An 18,590-nucleotide genomic window follows, 5' to 3' on the forward strand; every position below is an offset into this window, starting at 1 on the left:
CGTGTCGGAGTTCCTGACTACCCTGACCGACGTGACCCCCGCCGCATCCCGCACGACCAGCCCCACCGCGAAGAAGACCGCCGCGAGGTCCGCCGCGAAGTCCCCGGCGAAGGCGGCGCCGACGAAGCCGCGGCTGCTGCTCATCGACGGGCACTCCATGGCGTACCGGGCGTTCTACGCGCTGCCGGTGCAGAACTTCTCCACGACGACGGGGCAGCCGACCAACGCGGTCTACGGCTTCACCTCGATGCTCATCAACCTCCTGCGGGACGAGGAGCCGACGCACTTCGCGGTCACCTTCGACGTCTCGCGCGCCTCGTTCCGCACGGAGGTCTACGCCGAGTACAAGGGCACCCGCACCAAGAGCCCGGACGAGTTCCGCGGCCAGGTCGACCTCGTCAAGGAGGTCCTCGCGGCGCTGCGCGTCCCCGTCGTGGAGGTCGAGGGCTACGAGGCCGACGACGTCATCGCCACCCTCACCGAACGCGCTGTGGCGCAGGGGTTCGAGGTGCTCATCTCGTCGGGGGACCGGGACGCCTTCCAGCTCGTGCGGCCCGAGGTCACGGTGCTCTACCCGATCCGCGGGGTCTCCGAGCTGACGCGCATGACGCCTGAGGCCGTCGAGGAGAAGTACGGCGTCCCGCCGCAGCGGTACCCCGAGCTGGCCGCCCTCGTCGGTGAGACGTCCGACAACCTGCCGGGCATCCCGGGGGTGGGCGCCAAGACGGCCGCGAAGTGGATCGCCGCCTACGACGGCCTCGACGGGGTCATCGCCAACGCCGACCTGGTCAAGGGCAAGGCGGGGGAGAACCTGCGCGCCCACCTCGACGGCGTCATCCGCAACCGGCGCCTCAACGCGCTCGTGGGCGACCTCACGCTCGACGTCGACGTCCCGGACCTCGTCCGCCGCGCCTGGGACCGCGAGCAGGTCCACACGGTCTTCGACGGCCTGGAGTTCCGCGTCCTGCGCGACCGGTTGTTCGCGACGCTGGAGTCGGCCGAACCCGAGGCCGAGGAGGGGTTCGGCGTCGACGGCGCGGTCCTCCTGGCCGGGGAGGTGGCGCCGTGGCTCACCGACCACGCCTCCGGGCGGACCGGTGTGCACGTGCAGGGGGAGTGGGGCCGTGGCACGGGGGAGGTCACGGGCCTGGCCCTGGCCGGCGCCGACGGGGTGGCCGCCTGGATCGACCCGGTGACGATCGATCCGGCGGACGAGCAGGCGCTCGTCGCCTGGCTGGCCGACCCCGACCGCCCCAAGGTCGCTCACGACGTCAAGGGCCCCTCGCACGCGCTGCGGGCTCGCGGCTGGGACCTGGCGGGCGTCGTCTTCGACACCGCCCTCGCCGCGTACCTGTGCCGGCCCGACCAGCGCAGCTACGACCTGGCCGACCTCGCCGTGCGGCACCTCAAGCGGGAGCTGCGCGCCGAGGGGTCCGCGTCCGCGGAGCCCACCGAGGCGGCGGACGAGCAGCTGACCCTCGACGGTGGCGACGGGCCCGTCGGCGGCGACCAGCAGGCCCGCGCCGAGGAGGGCATGGTCCGGGCCCTGGCCACCACCGAGCTCGCGGGCGTCCTGGCCACCGAGCTGGCGGAGCGCGGCGGGACGCGGCTGCTGGCCCAGGTGGAGCTCCCGCTCGTCGGGGTCCTGGCCCGGCAGGAGCGCGTCGGCGTCGCCGTCGACACGGGCCTGCTCGCCGACCTCGAGCAGCACTTCGCCGACCGCGTCGCCCAGGCGCAGGCGCAGGCCTACGAGGTCATCGGCACCGAGATCAACCTCGGCTCGCCCAAGCAGCTGCAGACGGTCCTCTTCGAGCAGCTCGAGATGCCCAAGACCAAGCGCACCAAGACGGGATACACGACCGACGCCGACGCGCTGGCCGCGCTGTTCGTCAAGACCGAGCACCCGTTCCTGGCCCACCTGCTCGAGCACCGCGACGCGTCCCGGCTGCGCCAGACGGTCGAGGGGCTCCAGAAGTCGGTGGCCGACGACGGCCGCATCCACACGACGTACCAGCAGATGATCGCGGCCACGGGCCGCCTCAGCTCGACGGACCCGAACCTGCAGAACATCCCGATCCGCACCGAGGAGGGCCGCCGCATCCGCGAGGCCTTCGTCGTGGGCCCGGGGGCGGCCGACGGCGGGTACGAGTGCCTGCTGACGGCCGACTACTCGCAGATCGAGATGCGGATCATGGCCCACTTGTCCGGCGACGAGGGCCTCATCGCGGCCTTCCACTCCGGCGAGGACCTGCACCGCTTCGTCGGCAGCCGCGTCTTCGGCGTCGCGCCGGCGGACGTGACGTCGGAGATGCGCGCCAAGATCAAGGCCATGTCGTACGGCCTGGCGTACGGCCTGTCCGCGTTCGGCCTGTCGAACCAGCTGAAGATCTCGACCGAGGAGGCGAAGGGCCTCATGGACGAGTACTTCGAGCGCTTCGGCGGCGTCCGCGACTACCTGCGCGGCGTCGTCGACGAGGCCCGGCGGACGGGGTGGACCGAGACGATCCTCGGCCGTAGGCGTTACCTGCCCGACCTGGCCAGCGACAACCGCCAGCGCCGGGAGATGGCCGAGCGGATGGCGCTCAACGCCCCGATCCAGGGCAGCGCCGCGGACATCATCAAGGTCGCGATGCTCGACCTGGACCGCGGGCTGCGCGAGTCGGGGCTGCGGTCGCGGCTGCTGCTGCAGGTCCACGACGAGCTCGTGCTCGAGGTGGCCGACGGCGAACGCGAACCGCTCGAGCAGCTCGTCCGGTCGACCATGGCGGGTGCGGCGGACCTGGCCGTCCCCCTCGACGTGTCGGTCGGGGTCGGGCGGTCCTGGCACGAGGCGGGCCACTGATGGCCGGCCCCGTGAAGGGTCCGGCGTCGTACTTCCCCTCCATCGAGGCGACGTACGGCCGGCCCGTCGCCGAGTGGCAGGCGCTGCTGCGCGAGCAGCGGTCGCAGAACCCCGGGGTGCGGCACTCCGAGCAGGTGGCGTGGCTGAAGACCGAGCACGGTCTCGGTCACGGTCACGCCAACGCCCTGGTCGCCGCGACGCGGGCGGAGGACGACGCCTGAGGGCGACCCAGAGCAGGGCGGTCGCTCAGGGGCGGTCGGCCACGAGCACGAGGGTGCCGGGGACGAGCTCGCCGCGCAGGCGGCTCCACCCGCCCCAGACGGCGTCGCCGGACTGCCACTCGGGTTCGACGAGGTCCTGCACGACGAGGCCGGAGCCGACGAGCAGGCGCACCCAGTCCCCGACGGTCCGGTGGTGCTCGGCGTAGGTGACGGTGCCGTGCTCGTCGGCCTCGACGTAGGCGTTCCGGTCGAAGTACGAGTGCGTCACGGTCAGCCCCTCCCGGCCGGGCACGTCGGGCAACGCCCACCGCAGCGGGTGCGGCACGCTCGCGACGAACCGGCCACCCGGCCGCAGCACGCGGGCGGCCTCGGCGAGCACCCGGCCGGCGTCGGCGACGAAGGGCAGGGCCCCGTAGGACGTGAACACCACGTCGAACGCCGCGCCCGGGAACGGCAGCACCCGGGCGTCGCACTGCACGAGCGGCACCCCCGCCGCGCGCGCCGCGACGGCGCCCTCGCGCAGCATCCCGTGGGAGAGGTCGGTCGCCACGACGCGCGCCCCCCGGCCGGCGACCCAGCGCGCGCACTGCGCAGCCCCGGCCCCGACCTCCAGGACGTCGCGGCCCCGCAGCTCCCCCAGCAGGTGCGCCTCCTGCTCGCGCAGACCGTCCGGTCCCCACACGAGGTCGGAGCCGGGCCTGGCGTCCCCGAGGAACGCGCCGTGCTCGCGGCGGTACTCCGCGGCCTCGGCGTCCCACCAGGACCGTTGCGCGGCAACGGTCTCGGCGGCGCCCACGGGACGGCGGCCGACGCTGGGCTGGGCGGTCTGCTCGGGGTCCACGCGGCGATCCTGCCAGTGCCGCCGCGCCGTCGCCGGGGGCGCTTTGCCCGCCTCCGGCCGCGCCGGTAGTCTTGGACGGCGCGCGTCCAGTGGTCCCACCACGAGGTGGAGTGACTGCTCCCCCCACAGGGTGACGGCCCGACGGACGCGCGTGACGACCGGGAACCCCCGGGCGTGCACCTACGACTGTCCCTGACGGAGCCCCTACCTCCATGACGACCACCACGACCGCGCCGGCGGGCACCACTCCTCAGATCGCGATCAACGACATCGGATCGGCTGAGGACTTCCTTGCCGCGGTCGACGCGACCATCAAGTACTTCAACGACGGTGACATCGTCTCCGGCACCATCGTGAAGGTCGACCGTGACGAGGTCCTCCTCGACATCGGTTACAAGACCGAGGGTGTCATCCCCTCGCGCGAGCTCTCGATCAAGCACGACGTCGACCCCAACGAGGTCGTGGGCGTCGGCGACGAGGTCGAGGCCCTGGTCCTCCAGAAGGAGGACAAGGAAGGCCGCCTGATCCTGTCCAAGAAGCGCGCCCAGTACGAGCGCGCCTGGGGCACGATCGAGGCCAAGAAGGAAGCCGACGAGGTCGTCGAGGGCACCGTCATCGAGGTCGTCAAGGGTGGGCTCATCCTCGACATCGGCCTCCGTGGCTTCCTGCCCGCGTCGCTGGTCGAGATGCGTCGCGTCCGCGACCTGCAGCCCTACGTGGGCCAGAAGATCGAAGCCAAGATCATCGAGCTGGACAAGAACCGCAACAACGTGGTCCTGTCCCGCCGCGCCTGGCTCGAGCAGACCCAGTCCGCGGTCCGCCAGAACTTCCTCACGACCCTGCAGAAGGGTCAGGTCCGTTCCGGCGTCGTCTCCTCGATCGTCAACTTCGGTGCGTTCGTGGACCTCGGCGGCGTCGACGGTCTGGTGCACGTCTCCGAGCTGTCCTGGAAGCACATCGACCACCCCTCCGAGGTCGTCGAGGTCGGCCAGGAGGTCACGGTCGAGGTCCTGGACGTCGACATGGACCGCGAGCGCGTGTCCCTGTCGCTCAAGGCGACGCAGGAAGACCCGTGGCAGCAGTTCGCCCGGACCCACGCGATCGGTCAGGTCGTCCCGGGCAAGGTCACCAAGCTCGTCCCGTTCGGTGCGTTCGTGCGCGTCGACGACGGCATCGAGGGCCTGGTCCACATCTCCGAGCTGGCCGAGCGCCACGTCGAGGTGCCGGAGCAGGTCGTCCAGGTCAACAGCGACATCTTCGTCAAGGTCATCGACATCGACCTCGAGCGTCGCCGGATCTCGCTGTCGCTGAAGCAGGCCACCGAGTCCCTCGCCGCCGCCGGCGACGAGTTCGACCCGTCGCTCTACGGCATGGCCGCGGACTACGACGAGCAGGGGAACTACAAGTACCCCGAGGGCTTCGACCCCGAGACGAACGAGTGGCTCGAGGGCTACGAGACCCAGCGCGAGGAGTGGGAGGGCCAGTACGCCCTCGCCCACGAGCGCTGGGAGCAGCACAAGAAGCAGGTCGCCGAGGCCGCCGAGGCCGAGGCGAAGGCCGAGGCCGAGGGCACCACGGCGACCGCCTCGAGCAGCAGCTCCAGCAGCAGCAGCTCGTCGTCGGCTCCGTCGTCCTACACCTCGGAGGCTCCGGAGGCCGCGGGCACGCTCGCGTCCGACGAGGCCCTCGCCGCCCTTCGCGAGAAGCTGACCGGCGGCAACTGAGGCCAGTAGCCCAGGTGCCTCGCTGAGCTGAGGTGCGAAGGCCCCGACCGGGATCCCGGTCGGGGCCTTCGTGCGTCCGGCGCCGTGCGCAGGCGTCGAGGGTCCGCGACGACGACGTGCGGACCGGTCAGCGCAGGACGGGCGGGGGAGCGGTGCTCGACCGCACGACGAGTTCGGGGCTGACGCTGCCCGGCTCGACGACCCGGTCCCGCAACCGCCCCAGGAGCACGCGGACGCACCGCTTGCCGATCTCGGCGAAGTCCTGGTGCACCGTCGTCAGCGGCGGGGCGAAGTAGGCGGCCTCGGGCACGTCGTCGAACCCCACGACCGACACGTCGTCGGGGACCCGCAGACCCTTGCCCGCCAACGCGCTCAGGGCGCCGACGGCCATCGCGTCGTTGGCGACGAAGAGGGCCGTGACCTCCTGCAGCGGCAGGTCGAGGGCGGCCGCGTGTCCGGAGGCGGCCGTCCAGTCCCCGCGCACGGGCCGGGGCACGACGCGCAGCCGTTCCACGAGGGCCGTCCGCCAGCCGGTGGAACGGGCGCGGGACTCGGCCCAGTCGGTCGGGCCTCCGAGGTGGTGGACGGTGCGGTGGCCGAGGTCGAGCAGGTGGTCGGTCGCGGCGCGGGCGGCGGCGACCTCGGCCCAGTAGGCGTCGGCGACGCCGGCTCCGTCGAGGCCGGGGGCGAGCACGCACGGGAAGGCGGCGTCCACGGCGCGGACCGCGTCCTGCGCCTCGTCCTCGGGCACGACGGCGATCGCCCCGTCGACGAACTGCGCGCGCAGGTCTTCCAGGGCCTCCTGGACGCTGGCCGTGGTGAGCTCGGGCAGCATCACGAGGGACACGGAGTAGCCGGTGGCCCGGGCCGCCTCCTGGATCCCCTGCAGGGTCATCGCCGCCCCGTAGAGGGCGGCGTTGGCGGCGACGACGCCGATGCGGTGCGAGCGCTTTGTGACGAGGGTGCGGGCCGCGACGTTGGGGCGGTAGCCGATCTCGGCGATCGCGGCCTCGACCCGTTCCCGCGTGCGCCGCGCGACGGACGGGCTGCCGCGCACGACGCGGGAGACGGTCTGCTGGGAGACGCCGGCGAGCTGGGCGACGTCGGCCAGGACGGGGACGCGCGCCTCGGCGTCGGGGCCGGAGCCCCGCTCGTCGGAGTCCGCGGACATGACGGTCCCGCTTCCTGCAGGCCGTTCCTCGGCAGCGAGGAGCGGTGGTGGATGGGTGGCGAGGGAGCGTCGCACCGTCCTCGCGGCAGCAGAGTAACCCAGGAACCGGCGTGCACAGCCGCCTGCGGGCAAGCTGGGTGCAACCGGGTGATCCGCTTGACGAGCCCGTTTGGCAACGCTAACAATGAGGACATCCGAACGACCTGCGGGTGGCGACGAGACGAGGAAGCTCGGCTCCCACCGGCAGCCCCCAGCGCCACCACGGCGCACATCCCCATCCCGTCGCGGCCGGACGCCGCGCGGGTTCACGAGGTACAGAGGAGTCCCGCCGTGATGAAACGCCGCAGTGCCCTTGCCGTCTTCGGTGCCGGCCTGGCCCTGACCCTCGCCGCCTGTGGCGGCGGCGGTGCCGGGACCGGTGCCGACGGAGGCAGCAGCAGCGCCCCCGCCGACAAGGGCGACATCACCGTCGGCGTCGCGATGCCGACCCAGACCTCCGAGCGCTGGATCGCGGACGGCAACAACGTCAAGGCGGGTCTGGAGAAGGCCGGCTACAAGGTCGACCTCCAGTACGCCAACGACGACATCCCGACCCAGTCGCAGCAGATCGACCAGATGATCACCAAGGGCGACAAGGTCCTCATCGTCGCGGCGATCGACGGCACCGCGCTCTCGAGCCAGCTGTCCTCGGCGGCCTCCGCCGGCATCAAGGTCATCTCCTACGACCGCCTCATCCGCGGTTCCAAGGACGTCGACTTCTACGTCTCCTTCGACAACTACAAGGTCGGTGTGCAGCAGGGCACCTCGCTGCTGACCGGTCTCGGCCTGAAGAACGCCGACGGGTCCGAGGGCACCGCCGCCGGCCCGTTCAACGTCGAGCTGTTCGCGGGTTCGCTGGACGACAACAACGCCCAGTTCTTCTGGGACGGCGCGTACGACACGCTCAAGCCGTACATCGACTCCGGCAAGCTCAAGGTGAAGTCCGGCCAGACGAAGATCGACCAGGCCGCGATCCTCCGGTGGCAGCAGGAGACCGCGCAGAAGCGCATGGAGGACCTGCTGACCTCCGCGTACAACGACGGCAGCAAGGTCGACGGCGTCCTGTCGCCCTACGACGGCATCTCCCGCGGCATCATCACCGCGCTGCAGAACGCCGGCTACGGCGGGTCCGGCACCAAGATGCCGGTCATCACCGGTCAGGACGCCGAGATCGCCTCCGTCAAGCTCATCAACGACGGCGTGCAGTACTCGACCATCTTCAAGGACACCCGCAAGCTGGCCGACCAGGCCGTCACCGCGGCGACCGCCCTGGTCGAGGGCAAGGAGCCCGAGGCGAACGACACCAAGACGTACGACAACGGCGTCAAGGTCGTCCCCTCGTACCTCCTGGAGTCCCAGGTCGTCACGAAGGACAACGTCAAGTCCGCCCTCGTCGACACCGGGTACTACACCCAGGCCGAGGTCGACGCCGGCAAGGCCAGCTGACCTCACCACCGTCCCCGTCCCGGGTCCTCGCGGACCCGGGGCGGGGTTCGTGCGGTCCAGCCACAAACTCCCGAACACGACGAGGGACGACGGTTCACCGATGACCGAGAACACCCGTACCACGCGCTCCGAGAACATCCTCGAGATGCGCTCCATCACCAAGACCTTCCCGGGGGTCAAGGCTCTGTCCGACGTCTCGCTGTCGGTGCGCCGCGGTGAGGTCCACGCGATCTGCGGGGAGAACGGCGCCGGGAAGTCGACCCTCATGAAGGTGCTCTCCGGGGTGTACCCGCACGGCACCTACGAGGGCGAGATCCACTTCGACGGAAACCTCTCGACGTTCTCGGGCATCGTGGACAGCGAGAAGGCGGGGATCGCCATCATCCACCAGGAGCTGGCCCTCGTGCCCTACCTGTCGGTGGCCGAGAACCTCTTCCTGGGCAACGAGATCAAGGGCCGCGGCGGTCTCATCGACTGGAACCGCACGAACGGCGAGGCCTCGAAGCTGCTCCAGCGCGTCGGTCTGGCGGAGAACCCCACCACGCCCATCGGTCAGCTCGGCGTCGGCAAGCAGCAGCTGGTCGAGATCGCCAAGGCCCTCAGCAAGGACGTCAAGCTCCTCATCCTCGACGAGCCGACGGCCGCGCTGAACGACAACGACTCCGCGCACCTGCTCGACCTCCTGCGCCAGCTGCGCGACGAGGGCATGACGAGCATCATGATCTCCCACAAGCTGAACGAGATCGAGGCGATCTCGGACTCGGTGACGATCATCCGCGACGGCCGCACGATCGAAACCCTCGACATGCGGGCCGACGCCGTCACCGAGGACCGCATCATCCGCGGCATGGTCGGCCGCGACCTCGACAGCCGCTACCCCGAGCGCGAGTCCCACCCCGGCGAGGAGATCCTCCGCATCGAGGGCTGGACCGTCGGGCACGCCAACCAGGACCGCCTCGTCGTCGACGGGGCCTCGCTGAACGTCCGCGCGGGCGAGGTCGTCGGCATCGCCGGCCTCATGGGCGCCGGGCGCACCGAACTGGCGATGAGCGTGTTCGGCCGCAGCTACGGCCGGTACCTCGGCGGGAAACTGTTCCTGCACGGCAAGGAGGTGCAGGCGCGCTCGGTCCGCGAGGCGATCAAGGTCGGCCTGGCCTACGCCACCGAGGACCGCAAGAAGTTCGGCCTGAACCTCATCGACGACATCAAGCGCAACGTCTCCGCGGCCGCGCTCGACAAGCTCGCGAACGGCGGTTTCGTCGACGCGAACGAGGAGATCAAGGTCGCCGAGGACAGCAAGCGGAGCATGAACATCAAGGCTCCGACCGTCAGTGCGCTGACCGGCAAGCTGTCCGGGGGGAACCAGCAGAAGGTCGTCCTGTCGAAGTGGATCTTCTCCGACCCCGAGGTCCTCATCCTCGACGAACCCACGCGCGGCATCGACGTCGGCGCGAAGTACGAGATCTACACGATCATCAACCGCCTGGTGGCCGCCGGGAAGGCCGTCATCGTCATCTCCTCCGAACTCCCCGAACTGCTCGGGATCTGCGACCGCATCTACACGCTGTCGGCCGGGCGCATCACCGGCCAGCTGCCGATCGCCGAGGCGAGCCAGGAGAGCCTCATGGTCCTCATGACCAAGGGCGGCAGCCTCACGACCGCGCCCGACCCCCACCCCACCGACGACCTCACCCCGCAGGAGCGCACCGCATGAGCGGCAGCACGCTGACCAAGGACAAGCCGGCGCCCACGCCGAAGACCGGCAGCGCGAACCCCTTCGTCGCGATCACCCAGAACCTGCGCGAGAGCGGCATCTACATCGCGTTCGTCGTCGTGGTGCTGCTCTTCGCGATCCTCACCGACGGGCTGTCCCTGAGCCCGGGCAACATCACGAACATCGTGCTGCAGTACTCGTACGTGCTCGTGCTCGCCATCGGCATGCTCATCGTCATCGTCGCCGGGCACATCGACCTGTCCGTCGGGTCCGTCGTCGCGCTGACCGGCGCGGTCTCGGCGCAACTCGTCATCGGGTCCAGCCAGCCGTGGTGGGTCGGGGTCCTGGCGGCCCTCGGCGTCGGCATCGCCATCGGTGTGTGGCAGGGCTTCTGGGTCGCGGTCGTGGGCATCCCCGCCTTCATCGTCACCCTGGCCGGCATGCTGCTGTTCCGTGGTCTGACCTTCTACGTGCTCGACAACGTCTCGCTGTCGCCGTTCCCCGAGCAGTACACGAAGGTCGCGACCGGGTTCAGCAACGGCCTCATCGGTGGCAACGGGTACGACGCCTTCACGCTGCTCATCGCGGCGCTGGCCGTCGTCGCCTTCGCGGTCACCCAGGTCCGCACCCGCGTCGCCAAGGTCCGCTACCAGCAGGTCGTGGACGCGATGCCGCTGTTCATCCTGAAGATCGTCGGCGTGGCCGTCGTCGTCATGGCCTTCGCCTGGCAGCTGGCCCACAGCCGTGGTCTGCCGATCGTCCTCATCATCCTGGCCGTGCTGATCCTGGCCTACTCGACGGTCATGAAGTCCTCGGTCTTCGGCCGTCAGGTCTACGCCATCGGCGGCAACCTGGCCGCGGCCCAGCTCTCCGGCGTCAACGTCCGCCGGGTGAACTTCTGGATCTTCGTCAACATGGGCTTCCTCGCCGCGGTCGCGGGGGTCATCTTCTCCTCGCGGTCCAACGGGGCCCAGCCCAGCGCCGGCAACAGCTTCGAGCTCGACGCCATCGCGGCCGCCTTCATCGGTGGTGCGGCCGTCACCGGCGGTGTCGGCAAGATCCAGGGCGCGATGATCGGTGGTCTGCTCGTCGGCGTCATCTCCAACGGGATGCAGCTGCTGGGTGTCGACCAGTCGCTCCAGTCGGTCATCAAGGGCCTCGTGCTGCTGCTCGCCGTCGCCTTCGACGTCTTCAACAAGCGGCGCAGCGGCGTCCGCTGACGCACTCTTCACCCGCAGGGCCCGTCCGGTTCGTCCGGGCGGGCCCTGCGTGCGTCCGGGGCTAGGGTCGGGGCCGTGCTGCGCGTGGGGCTGACCGGTGGGATCGGGGCGGGCAAGTCGACGGTGTCCCGGCTGCTGGTGCAGCTCGGTGCCGTGCTCGTCGACGCGGACGTCGTCGCCCGCGAGGTCGTCGCCGTCGGCACCCCGGGGCTGGCGGCCGTCGTCGAGGAGTTCGGCCCGGACGTGCTCGCCGCCGACGGCTCGCTGGACCGCCCCGCGCTCGGTCGGATCGTCTTCGGGGACACCGCCCGGCGGGAGGCGCTCAACGCGATCGTGCACCCGCTCGTCGCGGCCCGGCGGGCCGAGCTGGCCGCCGCCGCCCCCGACGACGCCGTCGTCGTCGAGGACGTGCCACTGCTCGTCGAGACCGGGGCCGCCCCGACGTACCCGCTCGTCGTGGTCGTCGACGCGGACGCGGCCGAACGCGAACGGCGGCTCGTCACCGAGCGGGGGATGGAGGTCGAGGCGGCGCGGGCGCGGATCGCCGCGCAGGCGACCGACGAGGAGCGCCGCGCGGCCGCCGACGTGCTGCTGCCCAACCCCCGCCACCGGGACGGCGTCCCGGACCCGCTGCCCGGGCTCGTCGAGCGGCTGTGGCGTGAGCGGCTCGTGCCGTTCGAGGAGGGGCTCCGTGCGGGCCGGCGCGGTCCGGTGCCCGTCGGGACACCGGCCGAGGGCGACCGGCACCGCGTGCTGCACCGCCTCTCGAGGGCGGGCGGCCCGGCGTGGCTGTTCGAGGGGGACCGCTGGCCGCTGGGGGCGTGGGTGTCCGCCGAGAGCGGACTGGCGGACCTCGGGTACGTCCCCGCAGGTCAGCGGCGGTGGGACAGCGCCGACCCGGGGTGCGCAGTGAGCGTGACGGTGCTGCCGGAGGTCATCGAGAGGCTGAGTGTCGGAGGTCCGACCTAGTCTTCCCCCATGCGGCCGACGACAGACATCCAGCGCCGGGTGGCCCCCTTCGAGGTGGTCTCCGAGTACTCCCCTTCGGGGGACCAGCCCACCGCCATCGCCGAGCTGGCGCGACGGGTGAACGCGGGCGAGCAGGACGTCGTGCTCCTCGGCGCGACGGGCACGGGGAAGTCGGCGACGACGGCCTGGCTCATCGAGCAGGTGCAGCGCCCCACGCTCGTCATGGCCCCGAACAAGACGCTCGCCGCGCAGCTGGCCAACGAGTTCCGCGAGCTGCTGCCCAACAACGCCGTCGAGTACTTCGTCTCCTACTACGACTACTACCAGCCCGAGGCGTACGTCCCGCAGTCGGACACCTACATCGAGAAGGACTCCTCGGTCAACGACGAGGTCGAGCGGCTGCGGCACTCCGCGACGAACTCCCTGCTGACGCGCCGCGACGTCATCGTGGTCGCGACCGTGTCGTGCATCTACGGCCTCGGCACCCCGCAGGAGTACGTCGACCGGATGGTGACGCTGAAGGTTGGCGACACGATCGAGCGGGACGAACTGCTGCGCAAGTTCATCGTCGAGCAGTACACCCGCAACGACCTGGCCTTCACCCGCGGCACCTTCCGCGTGCGGGGCGACACCGTGGAGATCATCCCGCAGTACGAGGAGCACGCGCTGCGGATCGAGTTCTTCGGCGACGAGATCGACAAGCTCTACACGCTGAACCCGCTGACCGGGGAGGTGCTGCGCGAGGAGGAGCTGGTCTACGTCTTCCCCGCCTCGCACTACGTCGCCGGCCCCGAGCGCCTCGAGCGCGCCATCGGCACCATCGAGGCCGAGCTGACGGAGCGGCTGGCCGAGCTGGAGCAGCAGGGCAAGCTGCTGGAGGCGCAACGGCTGCGGATGCGCACGACGTACGACATCGAGATGCTCCGCCAGGTCGGCTCGTGCTCCGGGGTCGAGAACTACTCCCGCCACCTCGACGGCCGCGGTCCCGGGTCGGCGTCGAACACGCTGCTGGACTACTTCCCCGAGGACTTCCTCCTCGTCATCGACGAGTCCCACGTGACGGTGCCCCAGATCGGGGCGATGTACGAGGGCGACATGTCCCGCAAGCGGACCCTGGTGGACTTCGGGTTCCGCCTGCCCAGCGCCATGGACAACCGCCCCCTGCGCTGGGAGGAGTTCCTCGAGCGCACGGGCCAGACGGTCTACCTGTCGGCGACGCCGGGGGACTACGAGCTCTCCCGCGGCAAGGGGGTCGTGGAGCAGATCATCCGCCCGACGGGGCTGGTCGACCCCGAGGTCGTCGTGAAGCCGACGAAGGGGCAGATCGACGACCTCCTGCACGAGATCTCGCTGCGGACGGCGAAGGACGAGCGCATCCTCGTCACGACGCTGACGAAGAAGATGGCCGAGGACCTCACGGACTACTTCCTCGAGCAGGGCGTCCGCGTGCGGTACCTGCACTCCGAGGTCGACACCCTGCGTCGCGTGGAACTCCTGCGCGAGCTGCGGCAGGGCGAGTACGACGTCCTCGTCGGCATCAACCTGCTGCGCGAGGGCCTGGACCTGCCGGAGGTCTCGCTCGTCGCGATCCTCGACGCCGACAAGGAGGGCTTCCTGCGCTCGTCGAAGTCGCTCATCCAGACGATCGGGCGCGCGGCCCGCAACGTCTCCGGTCAGGTGCACATGTACGCCGACCGCATCACGCCGTCGATGGCCGAGGCGATCGAGGAGACGAACCGCCGCCGCGAGAAGCAGATCGCCTACAACACCGAGCGCGGTGTGGACCCGATGCCGCTGCGCAAGAAGATCGCCGACATCACCGACCTCATCGCCCGCGAGGACGCCGACACCGCCGAACTCCTCGCGGCGGCCAAGGGCGGGGGCCAGGGCGGCAGCGGCCGGTCGCAGTCGCGCGGCAAGGCCCCGACGCCGGGCAAGGGCGCGAAGGGCAAGAACGTCGGCCGCGAGGTGGGGCCCGAGCCGAAGGCGGGGATGCCCCAGGCCGACCTCGCCGACCTCATCCAGGAGCTGACCGACCAGATGCACTCGGCCGCCGCCGAGCTGCAGTTCGAACTGGCGGCGCGGCTGCGCGACGAGGTCGGCGACCTCAAGAAGGAGCTGCGGGGGATGCGCGCGGCGCAGGGGGCCTGAGCCCTCGAGCCCACCGGCTCACCCGGCGGGCTGCTGCGACGTCAGGTGCAGCAGCAGTCCGCCGGGCCCTGCCGACCGGCCTCCGGACCCGCGGGTGCGGACCAGGGCGAAGCGGCGGGGCCCCGTCCGCCCGTGCAGCACGAAGACCGTCCTGCGCTCGTCCCGGTCCTCCAGCTCCCACCAGCCGGTGTCCGCGATGGTCTTCGTGGCGTCCTCGTAGGTGAGGTGGTCCAGGTCGTGGTCGGGGACCGCGATCGCCAGCCGGTTGCGGGCGGCCGCGGTCGGCAGGCCGTTGGGCAGGGCCCAGGACCGCAGCACGCCGTCCTCCGCCAACCGCAGGTCGTGGTGCGGCCGCGGGAGGCGGTGGTCGTGCAGGACGAACGGGGGCCGGCCGTCCCCTCCTGACCGGCCGGCGCCCGGCGCCTCGACCCGACGCGTCAGGAGTGCCCGGGAGCCGGCGGGACGGGGGAGACGCTGCCGGTCTCCTGCAGGTGCTCCAGCAGGACCTCGCTGATGGACCGCAGCTGCTGCAGCTGGTCGTCGGTCAGCCGGTCGAACAGCGTGGTGCGCACCGTCTCCACGTGCCCGGGGGCCGCAGCCGCCAGGGCCTCCAGCCCCTTGTCCGTCAGCACGGCGAGGTAGCCGCGACCGTCCGTCGGGCAGGCCTCCCGGCGGATCCAGCCGCGCTCCTCCATCCGGGCCACCGCGTGCGAGACGCGGCTGCGGGAGGAGAGGGAGGACTCGGCCAGCTCGCTCATCCGCAGGGACCGGTCAGGGGCCTCGGACAGGCGCACGAGCATCTCGTAGTACGTCAGGAGGATCCCGGAGTCCCGTTGCAGCTGCCGGTCGAAGCGGTCGAGGAGCAACTGCGTCGCGGACAGGAACGTCCGCCAGGTCACCTGCTCGTCGTCGTCCAGCCAGCGCGTCGGGCCGGTCGCGGCGGACTCGGCCACAGCGTCGGCGGCGGGGACGCCGGCGACCGCGAGGTGGTGGGGGTGGGCGTCCTGCAGGGCGGAGACGGGTGGAGCCATGTACTGAGGGTAAGCAGAACGCTCAACTACCTGCGTCCGCCGATCGGTGGACGCCCACCCGTGCAGTCCTCACGGGTGGCGTCCCCGGACCGCGCGCGGAGGCTCGTGTCGGAGGTGGCGCCTAGGGTTGCCCCGTGGCATCCCGGACCCCCTCCTCCAGCGCGAAGACCCCGAGCGCGAAGACCCCGAGCGCGAAGACCGCGAGAGCGAAGACCCAGAGCGCGACGGGGACCGCGGCGTCCCCGCAACCGGTGCCCGCCCAGGGCAGCGGCGGCGCCCGTCGCAGCCGGACCTCCGCCAGCTCGGCGACGCGCTCGGTGGCCAGCGCCCGCGCGGCGGGCGACCGCCTCGTCGTCCGGGGTGCCCGCGAGCACAACCTCAAGAACGTCTCGGTCGACCTTCCCCGCGACAGCCTCGTCGTCTTCACCGGCCTGTCCGGCTCGGGCAAGAGCTCGCTGGCCTTCGACACGATCTTCGCCGAGGGCCAGCGCCGCTACGTGGAGTCGCTGTCGGCGTACGCCCGCCAGTTCCTCGGCCAGATGGACAAGCCCGACGTGGACTTCATCGAAGGCCTGTCGCCGGCGGTGTCGATCGACCAGAAGTCCACGTCGCGCAACCCCCGCTCGACGGTCGGCACGATCACCGAGGTCTACGACTACCTGCGCCTGCTCTTCGCGCGGGCGGGCACGCCGCACTGCCCCGTCTGCGGGGAGCCGGTCGGCCGCCAGACGCCGCAGCAGATCGTCGACCAACTGCTGGAGATGCCCGACGGGACGCGCTTCCAGCTGCTCGCCCCGGTCGTGCGCGAGCGCAAGGGCGAGTACGCGGAGCTGTTCCGCGAGCTGCAGGCCAAGGGCTTCGCCCGCGCCCGGGTCGACGGCGAGGTCGTCCCCCTGGACAACCCGCCGACGCTGCAGAAGCGCCTCAAGCACACCATCGAGGTCGTCGTCGACCGCCTCGTCGTCAAGGACGGCGTCAAGCGCCGCCTCACCGACTCCGTCGAGACGGCGCTGCTGCTGTCCTCGGGGCTGCTCGTGGCCGACCTCGTCGACGTCGAGGGCCCCGAGGGGGAGCGCCGCTTCTCCGAGAAGATGGCGTGCCCCAACGAGCACCCCCTGGAGCTGGACGAGATCGAGCCGCGCTCCTTCTCCTTCAACTCCCCGTTCGGGGCGTGCCCGGAGTGCACGGGCATCGGGACCCAGCTCGAGGTCGACCCCGAGCTCGTCGTGCCGGACGAGGACCTCTCCCTGGAGGAGGGGGCCATCGCGCCGTGGACGGCGGGGTCGGCCGACTACTTCGAGCGCCTCGTCACGGCGCTCGCCGCCGACCTGTCCTTCTCGACGACGACCCCGTGGCGGGCCCTGCCCAAGCGCGCCAAGGACGCCCTGCTGTACGGCAAGGACCACCAGGTCCACGTCCGCTACAAGAACCGGTGGGGCCGTGAGCGGTCGTACTCCACGGGCTTCGAGGGCGTCGTCGAGTTCGTCAAGCGCCGGCACGCCGAGACCGAGTCGGACTCCTCGAAGGAGCGGTACGAGGGGTACATGCGCGAGACGCCGTGCCCCGTGTGCCAGGGGGCGCGGCTCAAGCCCACCTCGCTGGCCGTGAAGATCGCCGGACGCTCGATCTCCGACATCTGCGCCCTGCCGATCGACGAGTGCTCGCGCTTCCTCGACACGATGGAGCTGTCGGCGCGGGCCAAGAAGATCGCGGGCCAGGTGCTCAAGGAGATCCAGGCGCGGCTCGGGTTCCTGCTCGACGTCGGTCTGGACTACCTGTCCCTGTCGCGCCCCTCGGGCACCCTGTCCGGCGGGGAGGCCCAGCGCATCCGGCTCGCGACGCAGATCGGCTCGGGGCTGGTGGGCGTGCTCTACGTGCTGGACGAGCCGTCGATCGGCCTGCACCAGCGCGACAACCGCCGGCTCATCGACACCCTGACGCGGCTGCGGGACCTCGGGAACACCCTCATCGTCGTCGAGCACGACGAGGACACCGTGCGCATCGCCGACTGGATCGTCGACTTCGGTCCCGGCGCGGGGGAGCGCGGCGGGGAGGTCGTGCACTCCGGCGACCTCGAGGGCCTGCTGACGAACCCGAAGTCGCTGACGGGCCAGTACCTCTCCGGCGCCCGGGCCATCGAGGTGCCCGCCCAGCGGCGCCCGCAGGACGGGCGCAAGCTCGTCGTCACCGGCGCCCGGCAGAACAACCTCAAGGACGTGACGGTCGAGTTCCCGCTCGGTCAGCTCGTCGCGGTGACGGGGGTGTCGGGGTCCGGGAAGTCGACGCTGGTCAACGACATCCTCTACACGGTGCTGGCCAACAAGCTCAACGGTGCCCGCCGGGTCCCCGGCCGGCACAAGTCGGTGGAGGGGCTGGAGCACCTCGACAAGGTCGTGCACGTCGACCAGAGCCCCATCGGCCGCACGCCGCGGTCGAACCCCGCCACGTACACGGGGGTCTTCGACCACATCCGCAAGCTGTTCGCCTCGGCACCGGAGTCGAAGCTGCGCGGCTACCAGCCGGGCCGCTTCTCCTTCAACATCAAGGGCGGCCGCTGCGAGGCGTGCGCGGGCGACGGCACGCTGAAGATCGAGATGAACTTCCTGCCGGACGTCTACGTCCCCTGCGAGGTGTGCCACGGGGCCCGGTACAACCGGGAGACCCTGGAGGTGCACTTCAAGGGCAAGACGATCGCCGAGGTCCTCGACATGCCGATCGAGGAGGCCGCCGACTTCTTCGCCGCGGTCCCGGCCATCTCCAGGTTCATGACGACCCTCACCGAGGTCGGCCTGGGCTACGTCCGGCTCGGGCAGCCGGCGACGACCCTGTCGGGCGGGGAGGCGCAGCGCGTGAAGCTGGCCTCGGAGCTGCAGCGGCGCTCCAACGGCCGCACGGTCTACGTCCTCGACGAGCCCACGACGGGCCTGCACTTCGAGGACATCCGCAAGCTCCTCGGCGTGGTTCAGGGCCTCGTCGACAAGGGCAACAGCGTGCTGGTCATCGAGCACAACCTCGACGTCATCAAGTCCGCGGACTGGCTCGTCGACATGGGGCCCGAGGGCGGCAACGGCGGCGGCACGGTCGTGTGCACCGGCACCCCGGAGGAGGTCGCGGCGGACCCGGCCAGCTACACGGGCCAGTTCCTCGCCGAGATCCTCCAGACCACCACGGCGACGGCGGGCACGCGGCGGCGTCGGGCGCGGGCCAGCTGAGGTCGCCGG

At 71.2% G+C, this 18,590-nt stretch carries 13 protein-coding genes; 9 read left to right on the top strand and 4 right to left on the bottom strand.

Annotation, left to right across the window (positions count from 1 at the left end; genetic code table 11):
* Positions 1 to 157 precede the first annotated feature (157 nt).
* Together polA and AB1207_RS18545 are read left to right on the top strand one after the other, a co-directional pair.
* Complete coding sequence (gene polA, locus AB1207_RS18540; RefSeq protein WP_437178982.1) at positions 158 to 2,842, top strand: DNA polymerase I; 2,685 nt, start codon at positions 158 to 160, stop codon at positions 2,840 to 2,842.
* Complete coding sequence (locus AB1207_RS18545) at positions 2,842 to 3,063, top strand: DUF4287 domain-containing protein (protein WP_367639889.1); 222 nt, start codon at positions 2,842 to 2,844, stop codon at positions 3,061 to 3,063. Before polA ends, AB1207_RS18545 begins: the two co-directional genes overlap by 1 nt.
* Positions 3,064 to 3,088: 25 nt before the next feature.
* Here AB1207_RS18545 and AB1207_RS18550 read toward each other — a convergent pair whose 3' ends face one another.
* The gene (locus tag AB1207_RS18550) at positions 3,089 to 3,904 is read right to left on the bottom strand and encodes a class I SAM-dependent methyltransferase (RefSeq protein ID WP_367639890.1); all 816 of its coding nucleotides are present in this window, start codon (positions 3,902 to 3,904) and stop codon (positions 3,089 to 3,091) included.
* Between the two features lie 212 nt (positions 3,905 to 4,116).
* Between AB1207_RS18550 and rpsA the strand changes: the two genes are divergently transcribed.
* Positions 4,117 to 5,628: a 30S ribosomal protein S1 gene (gene rpsA / locus AB1207_RS18555; protein WP_367639891.1), complete on the top strand. Its 1,512-nt coding sequence runs from the start codon at positions 4,117 to 4,119 to the stop codon at positions 5,626 to 5,628.
* Positions 5,629 to 5,755: 127 nt separating this feature from the next.
* On the opposite strand, the gene AB1207_RS18560 is transcribed toward rpsA, so the two are convergent.
* On the bottom strand, positions 5,756 to 6,799 hold the full coding sequence (locus AB1207_RS18560) for a LacI family DNA-binding transcriptional regulator (RefSeq protein ID WP_367639892.1): 1,044 nt from the start codon (positions 6,797 to 6,799) through the stop codon (positions 5,756 to 5,758).
* Between the two features lie 333 nt (positions 6,800 to 7,132).
* On the opposite strand from AB1207_RS18560, the gene chvE reads away from it, so the two are divergent.
* The 5 genes from chvE to uvrB all read left to right on the top strand — a co-directional run bounded on the left by chvE (position 7,133) and on the right by uvrB (position 14,338).
* Entirely contained in the window at positions 7,133 to 8,284 is a 1,152-nt protein-coding gene (gene chvE, locus AB1207_RS18565) for a multiple monosaccharide ABC transporter substrate-binding protein (protein WP_367639893.1), read from the top strand.
* 100 nt (positions 8,285 to 8,384) lie between these two features.
* Positions 8,385 to 9,998: a multiple monosaccharide ABC transporter ATP-binding protein gene (gene mmsA, locus AB1207_RS18570; protein ID WP_367639894.1), complete on the top strand. Its 1,614-nt coding sequence runs from the start codon at positions 8,385 to 8,387 to the stop codon at positions 9,996 to 9,998.
* Positions 9,995 to 11,218, top strand: coding sequence for a multiple monosaccharide ABC transporter permease (gene mmsB, locus AB1207_RS18575; protein ID WP_367639895.1), 1,224 nt, complete (start codon positions 9,995 to 9,997; stop codon positions 11,216 to 11,218). Before mmsA ends, mmsB begins: the two co-directional genes overlap by 4 nt.
* A 75-nt stretch (positions 11,219 to 11,293) precedes the next feature.
* A complete protein-coding gene (coaE, locus tag AB1207_RS18580; RefSeq protein WP_437178977.1) occupies positions 11,294 to 12,187 on the top strand; it encodes a dephospho-CoA kinase in 894 nt (297 codons plus the stop codon).
* A 9-nt stretch (positions 12,188 to 12,196) separates the two neighbouring features.
* Positions 12,197 to 14,338, top strand: a complete 2,142-nt coding sequence (gene uvrB / locus AB1207_RS18585) for an excinuclease ABC subunit UvrB (RefSeq protein ID WP_367639896.1) — start codon at positions 12,197 to 12,199, stop codon at positions 14,336 to 14,338.
* Positions 14,339 to 14,356: 18 nt separating this feature from the next.
* Here uvrB and AB1207_RS18590 read toward each other — a convergent pair whose 3' ends face one another.
* A complete protein-coding gene (locus AB1207_RS18590) occupies positions 14,357 to 14,779 on the bottom strand; it encodes a DNA polymerase ligase N-terminal domain-containing protein (protein WP_437178983.1) in 423 nt (140 codons plus the stop codon).
* Positions 14,776 to 15,369: a MarR family winged helix-turn-helix transcriptional regulator gene (locus tag AB1207_RS18595; protein ID WP_367639897.1), complete on the bottom strand. Its 594-nt coding sequence runs from the start codon at positions 15,367 to 15,369 to the stop codon at positions 14,776 to 14,778. The genes AB1207_RS18590 and AB1207_RS18595 overlap by 4 nt, the downstream gene beginning before the upstream one ends.
* A gap of 317 nt (positions 15,370 to 15,686) precedes the next feature.
* Between AB1207_RS18595 and uvrA the strand changes: the two genes are divergently transcribed.
* The gene (uvrA, locus tag AB1207_RS18600; RefSeq protein ID WP_367639946.1) at positions 15,687 to 18,581 is read left to right on the top strand and encodes an excinuclease ABC subunit UvrA; all 2,895 of its coding nucleotides are present in this window, start codon (positions 15,687 to 15,689) and stop codon (positions 18,579 to 18,581) included.
* Positions 18,582 to 18,590: the final 9 nt, after the last annotated feature.

The sequence above is a fragment of the Kineococcus endophyticus genome, from assembly GCF_040796495.1.
Lineage (GTDB): Bacteria > Actinomycetota > Actinomycetes > Actinomycetales > Kineococcaceae > Kineococcus > Kineococcus endophyticus.

Bases quoted from the DNA above. Each gene is read 5' to 3' on its own strand.
- uvrB (WP_367639896.1), top strand. From the start codon at position 12,197: ATGCGGCCGACGACAGACATCCAGCGCCGGGTGGCCCCCTTCGAGGTG.
- rpsA (WP_367639891.1), top strand. From the start codon at position 4,117: ATGACGACCACCACGACCGCGCCGGCGGGCACCACTCCTCAGATCGCG.
- AB1207_RS18595 (WP_367639897.1), bottom strand. From the start codon at position 15,369: ATGGCTCCACCCGTCTCCGCCCTGCAGGACGCCCACCCCCACCACCTC.
- chvE (WP_367639893.1), top strand. From the start codon at position 7,133: ATGAAACGCCGCAGTGCCCTTGCCGTCTTCGGTGCCGGCCTGGCCCTG.
- mmsA (WP_367639894.1), top strand. From the start codon at position 8,385: ATGACCGAGAACACCCGTACCACGCGCTCCGAGAACATCCTCGAGATG.
- mmsB (WP_367639895.1), top strand. From the start codon at position 9,995: ATGAGCGGCAGCACGCTGACCAAGGACAAGCCGGCGCCCACGCCGAAG.
- AB1207_RS18545 (WP_367639889.1), top strand. From the start codon at position 2,842: ATGGCCGGCCCCGTGAAGGGTCCGGCGTCGTACTTCCCCTCCATCGAG.
- polA (WP_437178982.1), top strand. From the start codon at position 158: ATGGCGTACCGGGCGTTCTACGCGCTGCCGGTGCAGAACTTCTCCACG.
- AB1207_RS18560 (WP_367639892.1), bottom strand. From the start codon at position 6,799: ATGTCCGCGGACTCCGACGAGCGGGGCTCCGGCCCCGACGCCGAGGCG.